Annotated in this window: 22 protein-coding genes; 7 read left to right on the top strand and 15 right to left on the bottom strand. The window is 63.2% G+C overall.

The genetic code is table 11. The features are described from left to right. Positions 1–130: 130 nt before the first annotated feature. From ACUN9V_RS14845 to hemE, 3 genes are all read right to left on the bottom strand, one after another. Positions 131–478 carry a VanZ family protein gene (locus tag ACUN9V_RS14845; protein WP_445511970.1) on the bottom strand — a complete coding sequence of 116 codons (348 nt, stop codon included), beginning with the start codon at positions 476–478 and terminating at the stop codon, positions 131–133. 92 nt (positions 479–570) lie between these two features. Further along, the gene (locus ACUN9V_RS14840) at positions 571–1,095 is read right to left on the bottom strand and encodes a thiol-disulfide oxidoreductase DCC family protein (RefSeq protein ID WP_445511969.1); all 525 of its coding nucleotides are present in this window, start codon (positions 1,093–1,095) and stop codon (positions 571–573) included. Then, positions 1,067–2,155, bottom strand: coding sequence for a uroporphyrinogen decarboxylase (hemE, locus tag ACUN9V_RS14835; protein ID WP_110693381.1), 1,089 nt, complete (start codon positions 2,153–2,155; stop codon positions 1,067–1,069). The genes ACUN9V_RS14840 and hemE overlap by 29 nt, the downstream gene beginning before the upstream one ends. Positions 2,156–2,300: 145 nt before the next feature. Between hemE and ribA the strand changes: the two genes are divergently transcribed. The 3 genes from ribA (at position 2,301) to ACUN9V_RS14820 (ending at position 5,907) form a co-directional block, all read left to right on the top strand. Next, positions 2,301–2,936 (top strand): GTP cyclohydrolase II, encoded by a 636-nt coding sequence (gene ribA, locus ACUN9V_RS14830; protein WP_445511968.1) that lies wholly within the window; start codon positions 2,301–2,303, stop codon positions 2,934–2,936. Between the two features lie 210 nt (positions 2,937–3,146). After that, a complete protein-coding gene (gene trhA, locus ACUN9V_RS14825) occupies positions 3,147–3,860 on the top strand; it encodes a PAQR family membrane homeostasis protein TrhA (RefSeq protein ID WP_445511967.1) in 714 nt (237 codons plus the stop codon). 187 nt (positions 3,861–4,047) lie between these two features. Beyond that, positions 4,048–5,907 carry an ABC transporter ATP-binding protein gene (locus ACUN9V_RS14820; RefSeq protein WP_445511966.1) on the top strand — a complete coding sequence of 620 codons (1,860 nt, stop codon included), beginning with the start codon at positions 4,048–4,050 and terminating at the stop codon, positions 5,905–5,907. A 30-nt stretch (positions 5,908–5,937) separates the two neighbouring features. Here ACUN9V_RS14820 and ACUN9V_RS14815 read toward each other — a convergent pair whose 3' ends face one another. The 3 genes from ACUN9V_RS14815 to ACUN9V_RS14805 form a co-directional block, all read right to left on the bottom strand. Continuing rightward, positions 5,938–6,486, bottom strand: a complete 549-nt coding sequence (locus ACUN9V_RS14815; protein ID WP_445511965.1) for a DUF421 domain-containing protein — start codon at positions 6,484–6,486, stop codon at positions 5,938–5,940. A gap of 96 nt (positions 6,487–6,582) precedes the next feature. Then, on the bottom strand, positions 6,583–6,912 hold the full coding sequence (locus tag ACUN9V_RS14810; RefSeq protein WP_445511964.1) for a DMT family transporter: 330 nt from the start codon (positions 6,910–6,912) through the stop codon (positions 6,583–6,585). Continuing rightward, positions 6,912–7,229 carry a DMT family transporter gene (locus tag ACUN9V_RS14805; RefSeq protein ID WP_445511963.1) on the bottom strand — a complete coding sequence of 106 codons (318 nt, stop codon included), beginning with the start codon at positions 7,227–7,229 and terminating at the stop codon, positions 6,912–6,914. Before ACUN9V_RS14805 ends, ACUN9V_RS14810 begins: the two co-directional genes overlap by 1 nt. A 105-nt stretch (positions 7,230–7,334) precedes the next feature. On the opposite strand from ACUN9V_RS14805, the gene ACUN9V_RS14800 reads away from it, so the two are divergent. Continuing rightward, positions 7,335–7,919 carry a TetR/AcrR family transcriptional regulator gene (locus ACUN9V_RS14800; protein ID WP_445511962.1) on the top strand — a complete coding sequence of 195 codons (585 nt, stop codon included), beginning with the start codon at positions 7,335–7,337 and terminating at the stop codon, positions 7,917–7,919. A gap of 13 nt (positions 7,920–7,932) precedes the next feature. Here the strand turns inward: ACUN9V_RS14800 and ACUN9V_RS14795 are convergent, their stop codons facing one another. From ACUN9V_RS14795 to ACUN9V_RS14775, 5 genes are all read right to left on the bottom strand, one after another. After that, positions 7,933–8,532, bottom strand: a complete 600-nt coding sequence (locus ACUN9V_RS14795; RefSeq protein ID WP_445511961.1) for a methyltransferase domain-containing protein — start codon at positions 8,530–8,532, stop codon at positions 7,933–7,935. A 94-nt stretch (positions 8,533–8,626) separates the two neighbouring features. Beyond that, positions 8,627–9,403, bottom strand: a complete 777-nt coding sequence (gene djlA, locus ACUN9V_RS14790) for a co-chaperone DjlA (RefSeq protein WP_075560909.1) — start codon at positions 9,401–9,403, stop codon at positions 8,627–8,629. Positions 9,404–9,413: 10 nt separating this feature from the next. After that, positions 9,414–11,372: a 1-deoxy-D-xylulose-5-phosphate synthase gene (gene dxs, locus ACUN9V_RS14785; RefSeq protein ID WP_445511980.1), complete on the bottom strand. Its 1,959-nt coding sequence runs from the start codon at positions 11,370–11,372 to the stop codon at positions 9,414–9,416. A 17-nt stretch (positions 11,373–11,389) separates the two neighbouring features. Beyond that, positions 11,390–12,280, bottom strand: a complete 891-nt coding sequence (locus ACUN9V_RS14780; RefSeq protein WP_439286222.1) for a farnesyl diphosphate synthase — start codon at positions 12,278–12,280, stop codon at positions 11,390–11,392. Continuing rightward, on the bottom strand, positions 12,270–12,584 hold the full coding sequence (locus ACUN9V_RS14775) for an exodeoxyribonuclease VII small subunit (RefSeq protein WP_439286223.1): 315 nt from the start codon (positions 12,582–12,584) through the stop codon (positions 12,270–12,272). Before ACUN9V_RS14775 ends, ACUN9V_RS14780 begins: the two co-directional genes overlap by 11 nt. 448 nt (positions 12,585–13,032) lie before the next feature. Here ACUN9V_RS14775 and ACUN9V_RS14770 point away from each other — a divergent pair, with 448 nt between their 5' ends. Together ACUN9V_RS14770 and serA are read left to right on the top strand one after the other, a co-directional pair. Continuing rightward, entirely contained in the window at positions 13,033–14,199 is a 1,167-nt protein-coding gene (locus tag ACUN9V_RS14770) for a zinc-dependent alcohol dehydrogenase (RefSeq protein WP_110693388.1), read from the top strand. Between the two features lie 291 nt (positions 14,200–14,490). Further along, complete coding sequence (gene serA / locus ACUN9V_RS14765; protein WP_445511960.1) at positions 14,491–15,741, top strand: phosphoglycerate dehydrogenase; 1,251 nt, start codon at positions 14,491–14,493, stop codon at positions 15,739–15,741. A gap of 103 nt (positions 15,742–15,844) precedes the next feature. Here the strand turns inward: serA and ACUN9V_RS14760 are convergent, their stop codons facing one another. Continuing rightward, complete coding sequence (locus ACUN9V_RS14760) at positions 15,845–16,024, bottom strand: hypothetical protein (RefSeq protein WP_110693390.1); 180 nt, start codon at positions 16,022–16,024, stop codon at positions 15,845–15,847. Between the two features lie 113 nt (positions 16,025–16,137). Further along, positions 16,138–18,222, bottom strand: coding sequence for a TonB-dependent receptor family protein (locus ACUN9V_RS14755; RefSeq protein WP_445511959.1), 2,085 nt, complete (start codon positions 18,220–18,222; stop codon positions 16,138–16,140). A 213-nt stretch (positions 18,223–18,435) separates the two neighbouring features. Here ACUN9V_RS14755 and ACUN9V_RS14750 point away from each other — a divergent pair, with 213 nt between their 5' ends. Continuing rightward, on the top strand, positions 18,436–19,233 hold the full coding sequence (locus ACUN9V_RS14750) for an SDR family NAD(P)-dependent oxidoreductase (RefSeq protein WP_445511958.1): 798 nt from the start codon (positions 18,436–18,438) through the stop codon (positions 19,231–19,233). 78 nt (positions 19,234–19,311) lie between these two features. Here the strand turns inward: ACUN9V_RS14750 and ACUN9V_RS14745 are convergent, their stop codons facing one another. Both ACUN9V_RS14745 and ACUN9V_RS14740 read right to left on the bottom strand, forming a co-directional pair. Further along, positions 19,312–20,052 (bottom strand): DUF481 domain-containing protein, encoded by a 741-nt coding sequence (locus ACUN9V_RS14745; RefSeq protein ID WP_139313558.1) that lies wholly within the window; start codon positions 20,050–20,052, stop codon positions 19,312–19,314. Positions 20,053–20,536: 484 nt separating this feature from the next. Beyond that, the gene (locus ACUN9V_RS14740; protein WP_445511957.1) at positions 20,537–21,772 is read right to left on the bottom strand and encodes an amino acid deaminase; all 1,236 of its coding nucleotides are present in this window, start codon (positions 21,770–21,772) and stop codon (positions 20,537–20,539) included. Positions 21,773–21,825 lie beyond the last annotated feature (53 nt).

Below are 21,825 nucleotides of genomic sequence, written 5' to 3'. Positions count from 1 at the left end.
CCAAAATGGTGCACGCGGTTGACGCCCGGCGTCACAAAGTCGCCGGACAGCAAGAGAACGGTCTCTTCGACTATTGTTGGAGCGTTAACGTCGATTGGATCGCTAAAGCCGGATCGCTAGCGTCGGATCGCTAACGCCGCCGATTCATGATTCCGGCCAGTGACAGCTCCAGCAGACCCACGCTCGCGCCGATCGCATTGGCGAGAATATCGCCCCAGTCGCCGCCGTGGCGGCCCGGCGCCCAGAGCTGCAGGGTTTCGATAGCGATACTGAAAGCGATCGCCACGACCCAGGCGACTCGCCAGCGGCTTCCGCTGAGCCGCAGACCCACGGCCAGGACGGCGTAAGCGATGAAGTGGTTGAACTTGTCCCACGGCAGGTGCTGCGGCAGATCGGTGGCCGGGCTCAAGCTGCCCCAGGCGATGCCCGCCATCCAGATCAGCGTCGCCAGGGCGCATCCTTTCTGCCACCGGCTCATGTCTGCCACCAGCTCATGTCTGCCACCGGCTCATGCGCATCTTCGTCGGCTCCTGGTTGCTGTCTCGGTTGCCATTCCCATTTCCGCCTGGGTCACCCCTGGTCGCCGATTTCGGGCGGCAGCCCGCAGCGTCGGCAGAATTCGGGCGTCAGCGATTCGAGCCAGCGCTCGTGACCCTCGAGACGCTCGGCACCGGCGAATGCCAACCGGTGGCGATGATCGCCAATGAACCGATAAGTCCTTTCGCGCAGCGGCCGCGGCACCTGGCGTAGCGCGCTGGCATGCCGCCAGGGCCCCGCCATCCGGGTGGCGAGGCGCCAGGCGGCATCGCTGTTGCGGCTGAGCCCGCCGGCGGCGACGTACCAGATGCTGTCGGTGCTCGGGAAGTCGATCTGAAAATGCTCGCCGAGTCGGCGGGAGACCGCACTTTTCAGCCCGACGATGCGCAGCTGGCTGTCACGGCGCTCGTGCGCCAGCAGCCAGCGCACCGAACGCCGGCAGAACGGGCAGTCGGCGTCGAACAGTAGCAGGCCGTCGCCGAATCCTTCGCCGACCGGTTCTCTGGCGCCGGGTTCGTTGCCCATAGACTCACCGGTGATAGGCGGGACTGAGCTCATGCAACGCATCCATGAATGCTGTCACGTGATCGGGATCGGTGAACTGGCTGATGCCGTGGCCTAGGTTGAACACGTGGCCTTCGCCCGGCCCGAAGCTCTCGAGGATCCGCGCCACTTCCTCGCGAATCCGCGACGGCGGCGCGAACAGCACGTTGGGATCGAGATTGCCCTGTAGCGCGACACGGTCACCGACGCGACGTCGGGCGTCGCTCAGCTCGGTGGTCCAGTCCAGCCCTACCGCGTCACAGCCGCTGTCGGCGATCGACTCGAGCCACTGCCCGCCGTTCTTGGTGAACAGGATCACCGGCACGCGACGGCCGCCATGTTCACGGATCAGACCGCTGACGATGCGCTGCATGTAGGCCAGCGAGAACTCACGATAGGCCGGTGTCGACAGCGCACCACCCCAGGTATCGAAGATCTGCACCACCTGAGCACCGGCGCGAATCTGGGCGTTGAGATAGTCCGTGACCGCGGTCGCCAGAATGCCCAACAGCGCATGAAGCGTTTCCGGATCGCCGTAGAGCATCGCCTTGAGATGGCGGAAGTCCTTGCTCGAGCCGCCTTCGACCATATAGGTCGCCAGCGTCCACGGGCTGCCGGAGAAACCGATCAGCGGCACGCGTCCATTGAGTTCGCGGCGGATCGTGCTGACGGCATTCATCACGTAACCGAGATCGCGCTCGGCGTCGGGAGCGGACAGTGCGGCCACATCGGCGGCGGTGCGCACGGTCTTGCGAAACTTGGGCCCTTCGCCGGTCTCGAAGTAGAGCCCGAGCCCCATGGCATCCGGAATGGTCAGGATGTCCGAGAACAGGATCGCCGCGTCCAGCGGGTAGCGCTCGAGCGGTTGCATCGTCACTTCACAGGCCAGTTCGGCGTTGCGACACAGATCCATGAAGCTGCCGGCATGGGCTCGGGTCTGACGGTACTCCGGCAGATAGCGGCCGGCCTGGCGCATCATCCAGACCGGCGTGCGGTCGACCGGTTGGCGAGCCAGCGCCCGCAGCAGGCGATCGTTTTGCAGCGCCTGGGGCTGGCGATCGTGATCAGAGGTCATAACGGCCTTCGGATGTCGAGATTTGCCCGCATTGTAACGGATCGACCGGCAGGCCTGTTATAATGCCGGCCCTTTAATTGTCGGCGTTTTCGGTCAAGCATCTGACGTTCGAGCATCCGAATGCCCCTCATATCGCGAGGTCATCGTGACGATCCGCTTCATTGCCGCATCGCAACTACCCACGCCCTGGGCGACGTTCATGCTGCACGGTTTCCAGGAAGAAGCGACCGGCAAGGAACACGTCGTGCTGACGCTTGGCGACGTCACCACGCCGGAGCCGGTTCTCGCCCGCGTGCATTCGGAGTGCCTGACCGGGGACGCGCTGTTCTCGATGCGCTGCGACTGCGGCTATCAACTGCAGGAAGCGCTCAAGCGGATCGCCGACGAAGGCCGCGGCGCCCTGCTCTATCTGCGCCAGGAAGGCCGGGGCATCGGCCTGCTCAACAAGATCCGTGCCTACGCGCTGCAGGACGACGGCGCCGACACGGTCGAAGCCAACGAGCGGCTGGGATTCGGCGCCGATCAGCGCCGCTACGATATCTGCGTGCCGATGCTCGAGCATCTGGGCATCCAGTCGCTGCGCCTGATGACCAACAATCCGCGCAAGGTCGAAGCGCTGACGGGCGACGGCGTGGAGATCCACGAGCGCCTGCCGATCACCACCGGCCGCAATCCGTTCAACGAGCACTACCTGACCACCAAGGTCGGCAAGCTCGATCACATGATGGATCTGGACGATTTTACCCCCGCCAGCGACGTGGACATCGAACGCGACGCCTGATTTTTCTCGTCTCTCGCACTGCCGGAGCGTTTGCAGACTTCTGTCGACGTCATATCATCGTCATCATGCATCGACAGAGTGAATGCCGAGCGCATCGCCCAGCCCGACAACTTCCGAACCCTGCCGCCCGGATTGCCGCCGACCGATGCATACCAATCGATGCATACCGATCGATGCATACCCACGTAAGCGCCGAGGGGTTTCGAAACCATGTCACACACCCCATCGAATCAGTCAGCCGTGCCGGAAGCCGCTCGGGCGACCGTGAGCCAGCCGGAAGCCGAGTTCTCGCGGCTCGAAGAATGGCTGCACAGTGTCAGCCACGGCATCGGCGCGGCGCTGAGTCTCGTTGGCATGATCGTGCTGATCGTACTGGCCAGCATCGCCGCCCATGTCGATCCGTGGAAGATCGTCAGCGTCTCGCTCTACGGCAGTTGCCTGCTGCTGCTCTATACCGCCTCGACGCTCTATCACGGTTTCCGCAGCCCACGCCTGAAGCGCGTGTTCCAGACCTTCGATCACTGCGCGATCTATCTGCTGATCGCTGGCACCTACACGCCGTTTCTGCTGGTCAACCTGCGCGGCCCGACCGGCTGGGCACTGTTCGCTGTCATCTGGAGCCTGGCGCTCGGCGGCATCGCCCTGCGGCTGGCGTGGCCGCATCGATTCAGCGTACTGCGGGTGTTCATCTATCTGATCATGGGCTGGCTGATCGTGATCGCCTCCGGCGACCTGGCTGATCGTCTCTCCGATCGCGGCATGGCGCTGCTGGTCGCCGGCGGCATCACCTACACCGTCGGCGTGATCTTCTACGCCATCCGCGCGATTCCCTTCCATCACGCGATCTGGCATCTGTTCGTGATCGGCGGCAGCGTCTGTCATTTCCTGGCCATCTACACGGCCGTTCTGCCATTCAAGGCGTGACGACGATCTCGAGGCCATAAGTTCGATCCGCGGATTGCCAAAGTTCCCACGAACACTATGATCGATAACGACACTATGATCGACGATAAAGACACTGGGCTCGGTAACGAGCCTCAGGATCGTTACGACTGGCAGCGTCGTTCGATGAGCGGGCGCCAGTCCGTCGCTATTACCCTCAAGGATTGCCATGTTTCGCTGGTTCGAAAACCGTCTCGATCCCTTCCCGCCGCAGGAACCGCAGCGCCCGCCGGACACGTTGATCGCCTTCTGCCTGCACTACACCCGCGGCGCCTGGCCATACCTGATGGCGGCGACGGTGCTGATGGCGCTGATCGCCGGTATCGAAGTGTGGATGTTCGGCTTCCTGGGCAACATCGTCGACTGGCTGGCGGGCCAGGATCGCGAGACCTTTCTCGCCGACCAGGGCTGGAAACTGACCGGCATGGCCTTGATCGTGCTGGTCCTGCTGCCGAGCCTGGTCTGGCTGCACTCGCTGTTCAGCCAGCAGACGCTGATGGGCAACTTCCCCATGCGAATTCGCTGGATGGCCCATCGCTACCTGCTGCGACAATCGATGCACTTCTATCAGGACGAGTTCGCCGGACGCATCGCCACCAAGGTGATGCAGACCTCGCTGGCGGTCCGCGAGTGCGTGATCAAGCTGTTCGACGTGCTCAACTACGTCAGCGTCTATTTCATCGGCACGCTGATTCTGGTGGGCAGCGCCGATTGGCGTCTAGCCGTTCCCCTGGTGGTGTGGCTTGCCGGCTACATCCTGCTGCTGCGCATCTTCGTGCCGATCATGGGGCGTGTCTCCCAGGCCCAGGCCGATGCCCGCTCGCGCATGACCGGCAGCATCGTCGACAGCTACAGCAACATTCAGACCGTCAAGCTGTTCTCCCATGCCCAGCGGGAAGCCGCCTTCGCCAAAGAGAGCATGAGCGGTTTCCTGGTGACCGTGCACCGCCAGATGCGGCTGGTGACGGGGCTGTACGGCCTGCTCTATCTGCTCAACGCGCTGCTGGTGTTCAGCGTCGGCTGGCTCTCGCTCAACCTCTGGTTGAGCGAGGCTGTCAGCGTCGGTGCGGTCGCCGTGGCGTTGGGGCTGGTGATGCGGCTGTGGGGCATGTCGCAGTGGATCATGTGGGAGGTCTCGGCGCTGTTCGAGAACATCGGCACGGTGCAGGACGGCATGGCGACGCTGTCACTGCCGCGCCGGATCGAGGACGAACCAGGCGCGAAGCCGTTGGCCATCGGCCGCGGCGAAATCGCCTTCGACCGCATCCGCTTTCACTACGGCAAGGGCGGCGGCGTCATCGACGATCTCTCGCTGACGATCCGTCCCGGCGAGAAGATCGGCCTGATCGGGCCGTCGGGCGCAGGCAAGTCGACCCTGGTCAATCTGCTGCTGCGATTCTACGACCTGGAGGGTGGGGCGATTCAGATCGACGGGCAGGATATCGCCGAGGTGACGCAGGAGAGCCTGCGCGCGCAGATCGGCATGGTCACCCAGGACACCTCGCTGCTGCACCGCTCGGTGCGCGACAACCTTCGCTACGGTCGTCCCGACGCCACGGACGAGATGGCGTGGCAGGCGGCCGAGCAGGCTCACGTGGCGGATTTCATCGAATCGCTCCACGACGCCGAGGGTAAGGGAGGCTTCGATGCCCACGTGGGGGAGCGCGGCGTCAAGCTCTCCGGCGGCCAGCGTCAGCGCCTGGCCATCGCCCGCGTGATGTTGAAGGATGCGCCGATCCTGATTCTCGACGAGGCGACGTCGGCACTCGACTCCGACGTCGAGGCTGCGATTCAGGAGAATCTGGACCGGCTGATGGAGGGCAAGACGGTGATCGCCATCGCCCATCGCCTCTCCACCATCGCCGCCATGGATCGACTGGTGGTCATGGAGCGCGGCCGCATCGTCGAAGCGGGCAGCCACGCCGAACTGATTCGCCAAAACGGCCTCTATGCACGGTTATGGCGTCGCCAGTCCGGCGGTTTTCTGGACGCGGAAGATGCACTCCCGTCAGCCCACGAGACGAGCTGACGCTAGTCGCTAGTCGCTAGTCGCTAGTCGCTAGTCGCTAGCGCCAGGCTGAGCGGCTATCGATGCCGATGCCGCTTTCGAGCGCGCCGGGAGCCCCGCGACACCGAACAGTGCCGAATCGCTGCTACCGGCCTGAGGAATAACGCTAAAGGTGCCATCGGTCTCCAGCACCACGGCGTGCACGCTCTCGACATCGGCGATGCCGTTCTCCCGAATGGCCGCCATGACCTCGGCTTCGACCACGCGTTCGCGGCGCAGGGTCTCGTGGCGATACTGACCGTCATAGAGCAGCAATGTCGGCTGTGACTTGACCAGATTCTTGACCTCGCGCGAGCGCACCGAGGAGAAAGTGATGGCGAACTGCAGCAGCACGATGACCAGGAACGCCGTGATGCTCTGCGCCAGCGAGACCTGCGTCGAGACCAGTGCCGTCGACAGCGTCGAACCCAGCGCGATGGTGACCACGAAGTCGAAAGCGTTCCACTTCGACAGCGTGCGCTTGCCGGACAGGCGAATGATGGCAATCAGAACCAGATAACTGATGATCCCGACGATGATCGTATGGACGATCGGATGCATGAAGAGGCTCCTGATCAGGCAGTGGCAAAGAAGCTGTCAGCGTAGGCGCCGCTGGCCGATAGAGCCAGCCATCTCGGCTCGCCGGTGTCGCGCTGGTCAGCTCGCCAGCTTCAACCCCACCACCGCCGCGACGATCATCCCCACGAAGGCGAGCCGTAGCGGCCGTCGCGATTCGCCCCACAGCAGCATGCCCATCAGCGTACTGCCGAGCGTGCCAATGCCGGTGAAGATGGCGTAGGCCACGCCCATGTCGATCGAGCGCATGGCGATGGACAGCAACCCCAGCGAGCTGCCGAAACCAATGACGAGCAGCGCCAGACCCGGCAGGCGCTGCCCTCGATTGATCCGGTCGAACCCGGCGACGCCGACGATCTCGAAACCGCCGGAAGCGAGCAGCGCCAGCCAGTGAAGTGTCGTGGCGTCCATCAGTCGCTCACCTGCTGTAGCCCGATCACGCCGACCAGCAGCAGCAAGATGAACGCCAGCACCGGCCAGTGAAAGGCGACGTCAAAGAACAGCCAGTCGGCAATGGCTGTACCCACGGCACCCAGACCGACGAATACCGTATAAACGGTGCTCGTCGGCATGGTGCGGACGGCAATCGATGCCAGCCACAGGCTGACGACCGCCAGCGCCACGGTCATCGCCCAGGTCGGTACCGAGTCGGCATGTTTGAGCCCACTGGCCCAGCCGACCTCGGCCAGACCGGCGAGCGGGAGAATCATCCATTGGGGCTGAATCATGACTTGACCGTCTGCTGGAAATGAGACTAACTAACGGTCGTTAGTTTACTCATCCCTATAGAACTCGGCAAGCTACGCCCCTCCAGACTCACCGGAAGACGACCTTTGAACACCCGTGACCGCCTCAAACAGATCGGCCTCTCGTTGTTCGCTCGCCACGGCTACGAAGGGACGACGCTGGCGCAGATCGCGACTGCCGCCAGCATCAAGAAGCCGTCGATCTACAACCATTTCGACAGCAAGGCGGCGCTGTTTCTGGAACTGTCCCGCGACGCCGACAACGACATGATCGCACTGATCGATGCCAGTCTCGCGGACATGGCAGAGGCGCCGTTCGAGCAACGGCTGCGCCATCTGCTGCAGCAGTGCGCCACGTTTGCCTATCGCGAGCACCAGGGCGTGTTCTACAAGCGCTTCCTGCTGTTTCCCCCGCTGGACCTCATCGCCGAAACCGAGGCCATCACCGCAAAGGGCGAATCCCGGATCGATCGGCGTCTCGTCGAATTCGTGCAGGAGGGTCGCCGACTCGGCGCACTACGCTCGACGTTGGCCGACGCCCACTTCATTGCCGCGTTCTATTGCGTCGTCGATGGCCTGCTCTCGGAGACGTTCATGTACGAAAGACACGAACTGGAGCGCCGATTCGAAGGCATCTGGTCGGTGTTCTGGATGGGGGTCAAGACTGGCTGATCAGACAGACTGATCAGCCACCCTGCGGCTTGCGGTAGGCCTGGTAGCAGTGTCGGTTGCGCTCGAGAGCGATCAGGGAGTGGGTCGTCAGGCCGGGGATATCGGCGAGTTCCAGCCCGTCGAGCGCGGCGATCGTATCCGGGGGACAGCCGTTGCGTGGAGGAATATCGTTCCAGCCCAACAGGAAAACGCCGCCAGGTTTGAGGCAGGCCGTCGCGCCGGCGAAGGCCGCTTCCACCGCATTGGGCTCGTCGAGCCCCCACCCCAGCACGCCGTTGCAGATCACGGCATCGAGGCTTTCCGCCGCGACGTGATCGGCAATGTCGGCCATGTTGGCGACGAGATGCGGATCCCCACCGAACGCCGCCTTGGCCGGATCGATCTCCATGGTCGTGACGCGCTTGCGGGGCAGCAGTTGGGGGTAGTGTCGCGTGTACCACGCGCACCCCACGAGTAGAACACTCTCGACCGCAGAATCCTGATCCAGCGCGGGCAGCACGACGTCCTCGAGCAGGCGTCGATCGCCGTAGCGATAGCGCAATACCCAACCACTCTTGTCGATCGTGCCCAGCATGCGGGCGGCGGTACGGTAGAGATCGGCCTTCGCGGGCATCCAGTCACGTCCTTGTCGCGGCAGTCACAACGTTCGGATCTCTATCTAAGCGTGTTAGCTGCCACGAGACAATAGCGACCGATACCGTCGGGACTCAGCCTGCGCGCTGCTCCCGCGTCTTCTTGATCAGGTCGTAGGCATTGCTGATCTCGCTGGTACGCTCCTTGGCCATTTCGCGCATGCTTTCGGGAAGCCCCTTGCCGGCCAGCTTGTCGGGGTGATTCTCGCTCATCAGCTTGCGATAGGCGCGCTTGAGCTCGGCGTCCGTTGCCTCCTCGGAGAGCCCCAGCACGCGGTAGGCGTCTTCCAGCGACTGGCCGCTGCTCGCGCCGCCGGCGCCCTGATGGGCCCCGCCACGAAGCATCGCCTCGATCTGCTGAATTTCGGCCTCGGAGAAGCCGAGCCCTCGCGCCACCCGCAACAGCATCTCGTGTTCGGCAGGATGCATCTCGCCGTCGGCGGCGATGGCCGCCAGCTGCACCTGCAGGAATACCTGCAGCAGGGCACGCTGGCTCCCGGCAACCTGCCGGATCTTGGCCACCTCGGCATCGAGATCGAATTCGGGCTCCTTGCCGCGATTGAACGCGGCTTTTGCACGCTCGCGCATCTCGCCGCTCAAATTGAGCCGATCGAACAGCATTTCCGCCGTGCGAATTTCATCCTGGGTGATGTGGCCGTCGACCTTGCACACGCAGCCCATCACCGCGAAGGTCGATTCGAGGAACTGATGCTGGATATTGACGACGCGCCCCAGCAGCGAGCTGCGCAGCTTGCGGCTGACCCACCAGCCGATGGCAGCACCGATCAAGAGTCCCGGCAACTTGCCGAAGAGATAGCCGATGACGGCGCCGATCAGAATCGCAATTGACATGAAAATCCTATCAGTCGTTGTTGGTGTTGAGTCGGATACGAATGGCCGCTTCGATGCCATCGGCATCCAGACCGCAATCGCGCAGTAGTTCGGCCGGTTTGCCATGTTCGACGAAGGCGTCGGGAATTCCCAGGTTGAGCACCTGAACCTGGACTCCCTCGGCCGCCAGCAGCTCGTTGACCGCGCTGCCGGCACCGCCAGCGACCACGTTCTCCTCGAGCGTAACTAGCAGATCGTGGGCTTCGGCCGCCGCCAGAATAGCCTCGCGATCCAGCGGTTTCACCGAACGCATATTGAGATGCGTGGCATCCAGACGTTCGGCGACGTCCTCCGCCGGCGTATTCAGGCTGCCGAAGGCCAATAGTGCCACGCGCGGGGCCTGTTCTGCCGTCGCTTCACGACGTCGCTCGGCCTTGCCGATGGGCACTCGCGCCTCGAGGGTCCGAGGAATATCGCTGCCCGGGCCGGTACCGCGCGGGTAGCGCACGGCGGCAGGGCCATCGTGATAATAGGCGGTGGAAAGCATCGCCCGGCATTCGGCTTCGTCCGCCGGGGCCAGAATGATCATACCCGGCACGCAGCGCAGAAAGGAGAGATCCAGCGCGCCGTGGTGCGTCGGGCCATCCTCTCCCACCAGTCCGGCACGATCGATGGCGAAGGTCACATCGAGATGCTGCACGGCAACGTCATGGATCAACTGATCATAGCCGCGCTGCAGGAAGGTCGAGTAGATCGCCACCACCGGCTTCATCGCCTCGCAGGCCATGCCGGCCGCCAGCGTCACCGCGTGCTGCTCGGCGATCGCCACATCGTAGTAGCGCTCGGGATAGATCTGCGAGAAGCGGATCAGATCGGAGCCCTCGCCCATCGCCGGCGTGATTCCGATCAGCCGTGGATCCTCGGCCGCCATGTCGCACAGCCAGTCACCGAACACGTTGCAGTACTTGCGTGGTTTGAAAGCCGGTGCTGGCGTCTTGTCGACTTGGCTCGTGGGCGGAGTATTCGAATCCATCTCAGGTGGCGCAGGCGGCGTCTTTTCCAGCTTGGTGATCGCGTGAAAGCCGATCGGATCGGCCTCTGCCGGGCGAAAGCCACGCCCCTTGCGGGTCCGAACGTGGAGAAACTGCGGGCCGTCGAGATCGCGTACCGCTTCCAGCGCCTGATTCAGCGCGCCAAGATCATGACCATCGATCGGCCCGAGATAGTTGAACCCCATCTCCTCGAACAGGGTTGCCGGGCTGATCATGCCCTTGACATGCTCTTCGGTGCGGCGGGCGAATTCCAGCGCCCCGGGCAGATGCGACAGCACTCGCTTGCCGTTCTCGCGCATGGCGGCATACGGCTTGCTGGTCAGAATCCGGGTCAGGTAGCTCGCCATGCCGCCGACGTTTTCCGAGATCGACATCTCGTTGTCGTTGAGCACCACCAGCAGATTGGCGTTGACGTGGCCGGCATGCGCCAGTGCCTCGAACGCCATGCCCGCCGTCAACGCGCCGTCGCCGATCACCGCGCAGACACGGCGCTTTTCGCCCTTGGCTCGAGCACTCAGGGCCATGCCCAGCGCCGCCGAGATCGAGGTGCTCGAATGGCCCACGCCGAACGTGTCGAAGGGCGATTCCAAACGCCGCGGAAACGCGGCCAGGCCGCCGTACTGACGAATGCTCGCCAGCGTCTCGCGCCGACCGGTCAGAATCTTGTGCGGATAGGCCTGGTGGCCGACGTCCCAGACCAGGCGGTCGTGAGGCGTTTCCAGCGCGCGATGCAGCGCCACGGTCAATTCGATCACGCCAAGACCGGCGCCGAAATGGCCGCCGCTGCAGCCCACGCTGTAGAGCAGATAGGCGCGCAGCTCGTCGGCGACCTGACGCTGTTGCGCCAGCGACATGCCGCGCAATCCCTCGGGTGACTCGAGCGTATCGAGCAGCGGTGTCAGCGGTCGCTGGGTGGGAATCTCGTCGAACAGCTTCATAGACATGTCATTACCGGTCAGTGATCGCGATCGATCATGAATCGAGCCAGCGCCGCCAATGGCTGGCCGGCCTCGCCCAGCGGCTCGAGCGACGCGAGCGCATCGTCGAGCAGCTCGCGAGCGCGGTTCTGCGCCTGCGCGACGCCGAGCAGGGCGGGATAGGTAGGTTTGTCGCGACGGGCGTCGGCACCGGAAGTCTTGCCCAGCGTCTGGGTATCGCCGGTGACATCGAGCACGTCGTCGTGAATCTGGAAAGCCAGCCCCATGGCCGAGGCGAAACGGTCCAGCGCCGCGACCCGTGGGTCGGATTCTTCCACCGCGACCAACGCACCGAGACGCACCGAGGCGCGGATCAACGCGCCTGTCTTGTGCTGATGCATCGCCTGCAGCGCCGCGAGATCCATTGGCGCGCCGACGGCGCCCAGGTCGATGGCCTGCCCGGCCGCCATGCCATCGCGGCCGGCCGCTCGGGCGAGCGTGGTCACCATCGCCCCCAGACGCGGGTGCGGCCGGGAAGCCAGCGCTTCGAATGCCAGCGTCTGCAGCGCGTCCCCGGCCAGAATCGCCAGCGGCTCGTCGAACGCGCGGTGCACCGTGGGCCGGCCGCGACGCAGATCGTCGTCGTCCATGGCCGGTAGGTCGTCATGGACCAGCGAATAGGCGTGGATCATCTCGATCGCCGCCGCCGGGGCGTCCAGGGCATCGTCCTCGGCGCCCAACGCCCGCCCGGCAAGATAGACCAGTACCGGGCGCAGACGCTTGCCGGTTCCCAGCACGCTGTAGCCGATGGCATCGTCGAGGGCGGCGCAGGCGCCATCCTGGCGGTTCAGCCAACCGGCCAGCACATGCTCGCTGCGCGAGCGCACGGCGTCGATCGCCCCCTCGGCGCGCGGCGTCTCAACGCTCATCGTTCGGCGCCTGAGCGTCAAACGGCGCGGCCTGCAGCGTCCCGTCACCCTGCTCGAGCAGCGCCTGCACCTTGAGCTCGGCGCTGTCGAGACGCTGCTGGGCATCCCGCGTCAGCCGGATACCGCGCTCGAATGCAGTCAGCGACGCCTCCAGCGTCAACTCGCCGGATTCGAGCCGGGCCACCAACGTCTCGAGTTGATCCAGCGTCGCGGCAAAGTCCTGGGAAACGTCCTGGGAAACGTCCTCGGCAACGTCCGTGGAACCGGTCTGCGTAACGTCCTGTTCGGCCATCTTGTCGGGCATGGGACTCTCATGTCAGCGCTCGGCGGCATCCCTACGGGGCCGGAGCGTTCTTCGAGGCGCGAGCATCAACCTCGTCGCGCCGGTTCGGAAATAACGTCCAGTATACACCGCCGCCGGGGGGGGTCGTCTGCCCTTGGCGGCAAATCCGGCCGCCGTGTCGCCATGAAAAAGCCTCACTGTTGGCAGGCCACTGCAAGCGCTCGGCCCACAAACCGCAGAACTCTTAACATGGATCAACTTGAGCGCTTTTAACGAGATTTTTCCGACCAATCGATGCATTTTCAATAGATGGCGACTGGAAAACCTGGCCATGGCTTCTAGCCTTGAGCTGTACGACCTTTAAATACCCAGCCTTGAATCACCCGGCCTTGAAACCACTGGTCTTGAGCCATCGCGATCCGCTCACCGGGTCATCAGGGAAGCCAATGTCACCGCAAGGAGCATCATCATGAAAGCACTGGTCTATCATGGCAGCCGCGACGTTCGCGTCGACAACGTACCCGAACCGACGATCGAACAGGACGACGATATCGTCCTGCGCGTCACCGCCACGGCCATCTGTGGTTCCGACCTGCACCTGTATCGGGGCGCGATGCCGGCCACCGAACCCGGCGATATCTTTGGGCACGAATTCATGGGCGTCGTCGAGGAAGCCGGCTCTGCGGTCACCAGCGTCAAGAAAGGCGATCGAGTCGTCGTACCCTTCGTGATTGCCTGCGGCAGCTGCTTCTTCTGCCAGCACGCGCTTTATGCCGCCTGCGAGACCACCAATCCCGATGACGGCGGCGCGCTCAACAAGAAATCGATTCCCGCACCGGCGGCGCTGTTCGGTTTCTCGCATATGTACGGCGGCGTTCCCGGCGGGCAGGCCGAGTACGTGCGCGTGCCGCAGGCCAATACCGGGGCGTTTGCCATTGCCGACGGGCTCGACGACGAACAGGTGCTATTCCTGTCCGACATCCTGCCCACCGGCTATCAGGCGGTGCTGAACGCCGGCGTCACGCGGGGGTCGAGTGTTGCCATTTTCGGTGCCGGCCCGGTGGGGCTGCTGTCGGCCGCCTGCGCCAGGATGGAAGGCGCCGAACGCATCATCATGGTCGACAACCAGGGCTACCGGCTCGATTTTGCCAAGCAGGCCTACGGTGTCGAGACGCTCAATTTCGATCAGGTCGACGATGTCGCCGAGGCGATCATCCAGATGACCGACGGCCATCGTGGCGTGGATGCGGTGATCGATGCGGTGGGCTACGAAGCCAAGGGGCATGGCGGCAAACTGCCGGCGATGGGCAACTTCGAAGTCGAAAGCAGTGATATCGCCCTGCATCAGTGTCTGGCGGCCGTGCGCCGTGGCGGCAATATCAGCATCCCCGGTGTCTACGCCGGTGCCGTCGACGGTTTTCTGATCGGCGATTTCTTCGACAAGGGGCTGACCATGAAAGGCGGCCAGACCCACGTCCACCATTACCTGCCCAAACTGCTCGAAGCCATCGAGCAGGGCACGCTCAAACCCGAGACGATCATCAGCCATCGCATGACGCTGGATCAGGCTGCCGACGGCTATCGGATGTTCGATGACAAGCAGGACGACTGCCGCAAGATCGTGCTGACGCCCTGAACCGCATCCTGGAAGACGGCTCAACGCCTCCGCTTGCGGGGGCGTTTTCGCGTCGTCGTTTTCACGCCAGCATGACGAGCCAAAGCGCCACCTCGGATGCATTCGCCTCACGTTGAAGCCGCGTCATTTTCATTCTGTCGAGCGACGCTTATGGTACTCTATGCGCCCGCTCGCGACGCCGAGACGGAGGCTTGCTGCCTCGTCCAGGCCCCGCCTGCCGGTCTTTTCCCATGAGCGCGCCGCCACATTTGCTGCCGCCGCGACAAGCCGATGAAGAAGGTTGATCCACCAATGGCCAAGACGTCTCTGGACAAGAGCAAGATCAAGATCCTCCTGCTCGAGGGCATCCACCAGTCCGCCGTGGATACGTTGTTGAACGCGGGTTACACCAACTTCGAAACGCTCTCCACGTCGCTCACCGAAGAGGATCTGATCGAGAAGATCCGCGACGTGCACTTCATCGGCATCCGTTCCCGAACCCAGCTCACCGAACGCGTCTTCGCCGCGGCCGAGAAACTGACCGCCGTCGGCTGCTTCTGCATCGGCACCAATCAGGTCGATCTCGATGCGGCGCTCAAGCGTGCGATTCCGGTGTTCAACGCGCCTTATTCCAACACGCGTTCGGTGGCCGAGCTGGTGTTGGCCGAGACGATCATGCTGCTGCGTGGCATTCCCGAGAAGAACGCCCGCGCGCACCAGGGCGGCTGGTTGAAGTCCGCCAAGAACTCGCATGAAACTCGCGGCAAGACGCTGGGGATCGTCGGCTACGGCAGCATTGGCGCCCAGCTCTCGGTACTCGCCGAATCGCTCGGCCTCGACGTGCTCTACTACGACGTGGTGACCAAGCTGGCGATGGGTAACGCGCGTCAGGTGGGAAGTCTCGAGGAGCTGCTGGCGCGGGCCGACGTGGTCAGCCTCCACGTGCCGGACCTGCCCTCGACGCGCTGGATGATCGGTGCCGAGCAGATCGCGCTGATGAAGCAGTCCGGCATCCTGATCAACGCCTCCCGCGGTTCGGTGGTGGATATCGACGCGCTGGCCGATTCGCTCAAGAGCGGCAAGCTGCTGGGCGCGGCCATCGACGTGTTTCCGGTCGAGCCCAAGGGCGCCGAAGAAGAGTTCACCTCGCCGCTGCGCGGACTCGAGAACGTGATCCTGACCCCGCACATCGGCGGCTCCACGCTGGAAGCGCAGCAGAACATCGGCATCGAAGTCGCCGAGAAGCTGGTGACCTACTCCGACAACGGCACCACCATCACCTCGGTCAACTTCCCCGAAGTGGCGCTGCCGTCACATCCGGACAAGCATCGTCTGCTGCACATTCACGAGAACGTGCCCGGCGTGCTGTTCGAGATCAACCGGGTGCTCTCCGAAGACGGCATCAACATCGCCGGCCAGTTCCTGCAGACCAACGACAAGGTCGGCTACGTCGTCATCGACGTCGACAAGGCCTACGGCAAGCAGGCGTTGGAAGCGCTCAAGCAGGTAGAGCACACCCTGCGTCTGCGCGTGCTCTACTCCGAGAGCGATTATCAGGCCTGACCTGGACTTTTCTGACACGCAGGTTGATGACGCAGAAAGCCGCCTACGGGCGGCTTTCTGCTATGGCGGTATAACGGCATGACGGCGAGCAAACGGTAAGCGTTTACGGCAGTTCGCCGGATCCATTCTGACCGCGCGAGGCGTCCGCCGGGTTGCTGGTGGGGCCATTTTGAGGCACTCCGGGCTCGACCTCGCGCTGTCCATCGTTGTAGCGATTGAATGTGCAGCCGCCGATCAGGGACAGCAGGACCAGAGCGCCGACAAACGGGATGAAAACACGCATAACGTTTCCTTGAATCATCGTTGTATCAACTCGAGTGTCTCGAGTCATAGTGGACGGCGGCGATACTCGGTCGCCGCTCTCGTGTTGCCAACCTCGACGCGCAAATCTCCGCGTCAGAAGTCGATGCCGATACCAGCATAGACCGTTCGCCCCGGTGCCGGCTCGAAGTAGCGATCGTTATTGGCGTTGATACGCACATTGGCGTAGTGCTCGATATCGAACAGGTTGCGAACACCGCCGTAAAGCTTGAGCACGGTGTCGCCACCCAGGCGCCAGCCGTCGCCGCCGCGCAGGTTGACCAGCCAGTAGTCGCCGACATCCACGTCGTTGGCGTTGTCCGCCACCATGTCGCCGACGTACTGGGTTTCGAGCGCGGCAAAGCGCTGTCCCAGCCCCTGCCACGTCAGGCGATTGACCCAGGTCTGCTCGGGCAGGCCGGGAATGCGATTGCCGCTGTAGTCGTCCGCCTCACCGTCGTAGCTATCGAATTCGTACTTGGCCAGCGTCAAGGCGCTGTCGATTCGCCAGCTCGGATCGAACTGCCAGCCCAGCGCAACCTCGAGTCCGTCACGATCGCTGTCGCCGGCGTTGTCGTAGAAGGTGCGGCCGTCGTCGCCCTCGTAGGGCACCAGCTCGTCGCGGACGCGCACCGAAAACAGCGCTACGTCGTAGTCGAGCCCGTTGTCGAAGTTGCCGCGCAGGCCGATTTCCCGATTCCAGGACTTCTGCGGTTCGATATCCGGATTGAAGCCGCCGATACCCGCCGGATTGGCGAACTCGGAGAAGGTCGGCGTCTCGTAGGCGGTTCCGGTATTGACGTAGACCTGATGGTTGCGACGATAGCGGTAGCTCAACCCGGCCGAGCCGCTCCATTCGTGGAATACGCGGTCGCCGCTGTTGTCGCCGTCGCTGAGATAGTCGTCGTCGATATCCAGATCGACCCGGTCGTAACGACCGCCCAGCGACAGCGTCCAGCGCTCGGTAAGATCGAGATCGCCCTGCAGAAAGGTACCCACCGACGTGGCGGTCTGGGTTTCATCGGCGACCTTGCCAGTGACGTCGCCATTGAAGGCGACGTTCTGGCGACCGCGATCGTCTTCCTGGCGCGCCAGATCGACGCCGGCCACATAGCGCAGCGGCATGTCGCCCAGGCTCAACGTCTGATGATATTCGGCACTGCCGCCGTAATAGTCACGGTCGTAGTCGATCAGGCTATCGCCGGGGTAGGGCAACTGCTGCTCGAAATCGCGCTGGAGGTAGAACCCCTTGAGGTAGAACTCGCCCGGCCCCGCCGACAGATCCTCGTACTGAAGCCCCAGCACCTGCTGATCGACGCTCTGGCCGGTGTCGTACTCCTCGGTAAATGCGCCCGCCTGATCGCGATCTTCGTGGACCTGTTCGCGGGTCAGCCCGCCCGGATCTTCCGAACGAGGGTTGTCGAGCAGATTGACGATCGCCGTCAGCGCCCGGTCACTGCCCAGTTCGCGGCGCAGCTTGGCGTTGAGCAGGTATTTCTCGGTCGAACTGTGATCGCGATAACCGTCGACGTTGAGCGCGGAGACGCTAACATGATGCGACCACGGGCCGTTCACGCCGCCGTTGCTGACAGCATACTTCTGATAGCCGTCACTGCCGCCTTCCATGCGAATGTGACTGCCCGGATCGTCGCTGCCATCGGCGGTGGTGACGCTGATCACGCCACCGGCGGCGTTGCCGTACTGCACCGCCGCCGGCCCGCGAATCACCTCGATGCGCTCGGCGCTGTCGAGATCGATGGCGTCGAGCTGCGCCTGCCCGTCCGGCAGGGTGTAGGGAATTCCGTCGACGATCACCGTGATGCCGCGCACCCCAAACGGCGCCCGCGCGCCGAAGCCGCGAATGGAGACGCGCTGGCCCTGGGCGAAGTTGTCGCGATTCTGCAGGAACACGCCGGGCACTGTGACCAGCGACTCATCCAGCCGAACCCGCTGTTGGCCCTGCTGGATCTCGTCACGCTCGACGACCGACACGGCGGCCGGCGTGGCGTAAAGCTCGCGAGAAAGCCGGGGCGCGGTGACTTCGATCACCGGCTGCGCTTGTGCCTGCGAACTCGTGGAAGACGGTGCCGAGGCTGGGGGCGTCGAGGCGGATTGCGCCAGCGCCGCGCCGGGCGTGGCGACGCCCAGACATAGCGCCGTCGACAGATAACGGAATTTCATGGCGTTCCCTGCAATGAGAATGTCACCGCTTTTCCAGCGGTTTTGAATCGATGATATCGAGTGCGGAGCCCTATTCTTGCGCCGCGATGCCACCACCGCAAGACAAAGCCCGTTTGCAGCCGGAATTGGCGAGAATCCGCGACCTTGACCATGCTGGAGATTCGAAAATCTCTACCTTCGCAGCAATCCGGCATTGAGCAAGGAGGCTTGACCATGGATCTGGCTATTCGCGGCAAGACAGCGCTGATCACGGGCGCTCAGAGCGGTATCGGTCTGGCAACGGCAAGACAGCTGGCCGCCGAAGGCGTCAATCTGATTCTCAGCGATCTCGATGCAGACGCCCTCGCCCAGGCTGCCAGCGAAATCGATGGCGATCCGCTCTGTGTCATCGCCGACGTGACCCATCAGGAAGAAGTCGATGCGCTGGTTCGCCAGGGAGTCGAGCGCTTCGGTGCGGTCGACATCGTCGTCCACACGGCAGGCGTCACCGGCGCCAAGGGCGATCCGCTGGAACTCAGCGACGACGATTACCGCGACGCCTGGGAGATCGATTTCTTCTCGGCGGTGCGACTGGCGCGAGCGACGATTCCGACGATGCGCGAGCGCGGCTGGGGCCGCTTCATCTGCATCACCTCGGAAAACACCGTTCAGCCCTACTGGGAAGAAGCGGTCTACAACACCGCCAAAGCCTCGCTCAGCACGTTCATCAAGAATCTCTCCTACCAGGAAGCCGCCCATGGAGTGCTCTGCAACACCGTGGCCCCAGCCTTCATTGCGACTCCGATGACCGACGGCATGATGAAACAGCGCGCCGAGCAACTCGGCTGTTCCTTCGAACAGGCGATCGAAAGCTTTCTCGAGGAAGAACGTCCCGGAATCGTCGCCAAACGCCGTGGCGAGGTCGAGGAAGTGGCTTTCGTCATCGCCATGCTGGTGTCGCAGCACGCCTCGTTCGTCAACGGCAGCAACGTTCGTGTCGACGGGGGCTCCGTCATATCGGTTCAGAACTGAACCGGCGGAGATGACGGCATGGAGCAAACGAGAAACGGGGCCGAGGCCCCATTTTTTGATTTCGCGATCATGCGGCGATCACAAATTATAGACCAGCGAGACACCCGTGGTGGTATCGGTCTGACTGGAAGCGCCCGGCGGCGGGTTGTCGTTGAACTCGACCTCGTAGGACACCTTGAGCGACAGCGTATCGTTCATCGCCACCGTCAGTGCCGTTTCCGAGCGGCCGATGATGTTCTCCTCCGAGGCCTCGGTCGCCAGCGCTTGCGAGAACTTCGACGTCTCGGAGAATTGCCAGTCGTAGTCCAACCCGGCGTAGAGCAGGCCGACGTTGTCATGGCCGCCCTCTTCATACTCGTCGTGGCGTACACCCGGGCCCGCTTCCACGGTCAGCGATTGCGGCGGACCGATGAGCAACTGTCGCCCGTAGCCGCCAACCAGGGTCGACTGAGAGTCGTAACCCGAGAAGCGGTCCTTGTCCCAGCGGGCCAGGCCAAACAGATAGTTGTAGGTGGAGAGGTTGTAACGCGTGCGCCCGGCGACCAGATACTCCTCCGCCGAGGTCTCGTCATCGTCACTGGCGCTCCTCGCGCTCAGCTGCAGATTGTAGGACCAGGGCGCGTTGAACCAGGTCATGTCCGCTCCGGCAAGCAGGCTCTCGCTATTACTATTGCCGCTGATCTTGTGATAGCCGAGCTCGGCCGTGCCCTCGAAAGGCTTTTCCGCCGTGGCCGGATTCTTCATGACATCCAGCTCCTCGAGCTGTGCCTGAGCCAGCCCGGCACAGGTCAGGCTCGTGATTCCCAAGCCAGTGACCATGAGCGCTTTCAGCCGCTCTGAAACTCCTTGAGCGGGCGTTCGTCCTTGATGAGTCACACTATCGCCTCTTGTGGCAGTCGAGATACGCCATACGTCGAGTTGACGTCAGCACTTTGCATTAGACTTAACCCACGGCAAGGAAACAACCAAACAGCGTTTTGATTCACATTTCCCATCCTGGCATCGAGCTCGGCCCAACCCGATCCGGCTCGAAAGACAGGCATAAAAAAGGCGAGCCAAATGGCTCGCCACAACAACTTCCGTCAATGATTCGTTAGGTCTCATCCCGACGGAAGAGCGCTCGGGAAATGAACCGCGCAATCGCCGAGTCGGCTTGCCGCGCGCTTCATCCTGAATGTCGGCACCGATAACGAGACCCGCCCGTTACCGAATGCTCACGAACGCCAAGTTAAGCGAGCAACGGCCGGCCGTCAATATTTATGGAAACCATTTCCACTTTTTTAATTGCCGAAGCGACAGCCGCTCAGAACCAGGTCTCCAGCACTTCCATAACCGCCAGCTGCTCGTCGACCAGCAGCATGCGCCGCCACTTGTCGAAGGTCAGACAGGGATGCGAGGTGCCGAAAGCGATGACATCGCCAACGGCGATCTCGGCAGTCGTCGGCACCTCGAGAAAGACGTGCTGATCCATGATGTTTGTCGTTCGCCACCCGCTGATGTCGATCGGCGCCGCGTTCTCGCCATGCAGGGAATAGAGCCGTAGCGGCAGCGGCAGATCCGGCTCGTGGCCGATATCGCGCTTGCCCAGCGCAATGATCGCCAGACCCGGCTCGGGTAGCGACTGCACGTGGGCGAACACCTCGAGCGCCGGCTGTAGCTCGCCTTCGAGCTTGGGGTCACGAGCCTTGACCGCATCCATCGCGCCGGCATAGAGCTTGTGATCGTGCACCACGTAGCAGCCCGGTCGCAGCACCGGCGTGTAGTGTTCGCGCAGTTCTGCTAGGTCAAACGCCTCGGCGATCAGGTCGAACCATTTGGAACCGGAAGCGGTAACGATCGGCGCCTGACGTTTGAGCACACCGCTGGCCTGCAACGTGCGAACGGTGTCGACCAGCCGCTCACCGTAGGCGCGTACGGCCGCGACCTCGTCACCGCCGCCAATCATGCCTTCGTACCCTTCGATGCCCACCAGCGCCAGTGCCGGCTGCTCGGCAATGGCGGTTACCAGCGCGTCGACCTGCGAGGCAGTACGGCAGCCGCAGCGGCCGCCATCGATGCCCAGCTCGATCAGTACATTGAGCGTAAGACCTCGTGCGGCGAAGAACGCCCCCAGGTCGCGAACGTTATCCGCACCGTCGACCACGCAGTAGTAATCCAGCCCTGCCTCGATGGCGTCCGCGACCAGCGCCATGTTGGGTCGCCCCACCAGTTGATTGACCATCAGCACCCGGTCGATGCCGTGAGCATGCGCCGCCACCGTCTGCACTGCCGTCGCCAGCGTGACGCCCCAGGCCCCCGCTTCGATCTGACGTTTGAACAGCTTGGGTGCCATGGTCGTCTTGCCGTGAGGCGCGAGCTTGGCGCCGTGGTCGTCCGCGAAGCGCTGCATCCAGGCCAGATTGTGCGCCAGCGGCGCCTCGAAGATCGCCGCCGCCGGCAACGGGACGTCCATCAGCAGATTGGCGGGGGTCGAAAGCGGCGTGCCTTTCTGTTTCGCAGGAATCACAGCCCTTCCCGGAAACTTGATTGAGTCAGCCATTGGCGTCTTCTCCTGAAACAGATGTTGTGTTTGTGGAACGGAATCGGCAGTAG

This window comes from Salinicola sp. V024 (assembly GCF_052645315.1).
This window is presented reverse-complemented; position numbering and strand designations above follow the sequence as displayed.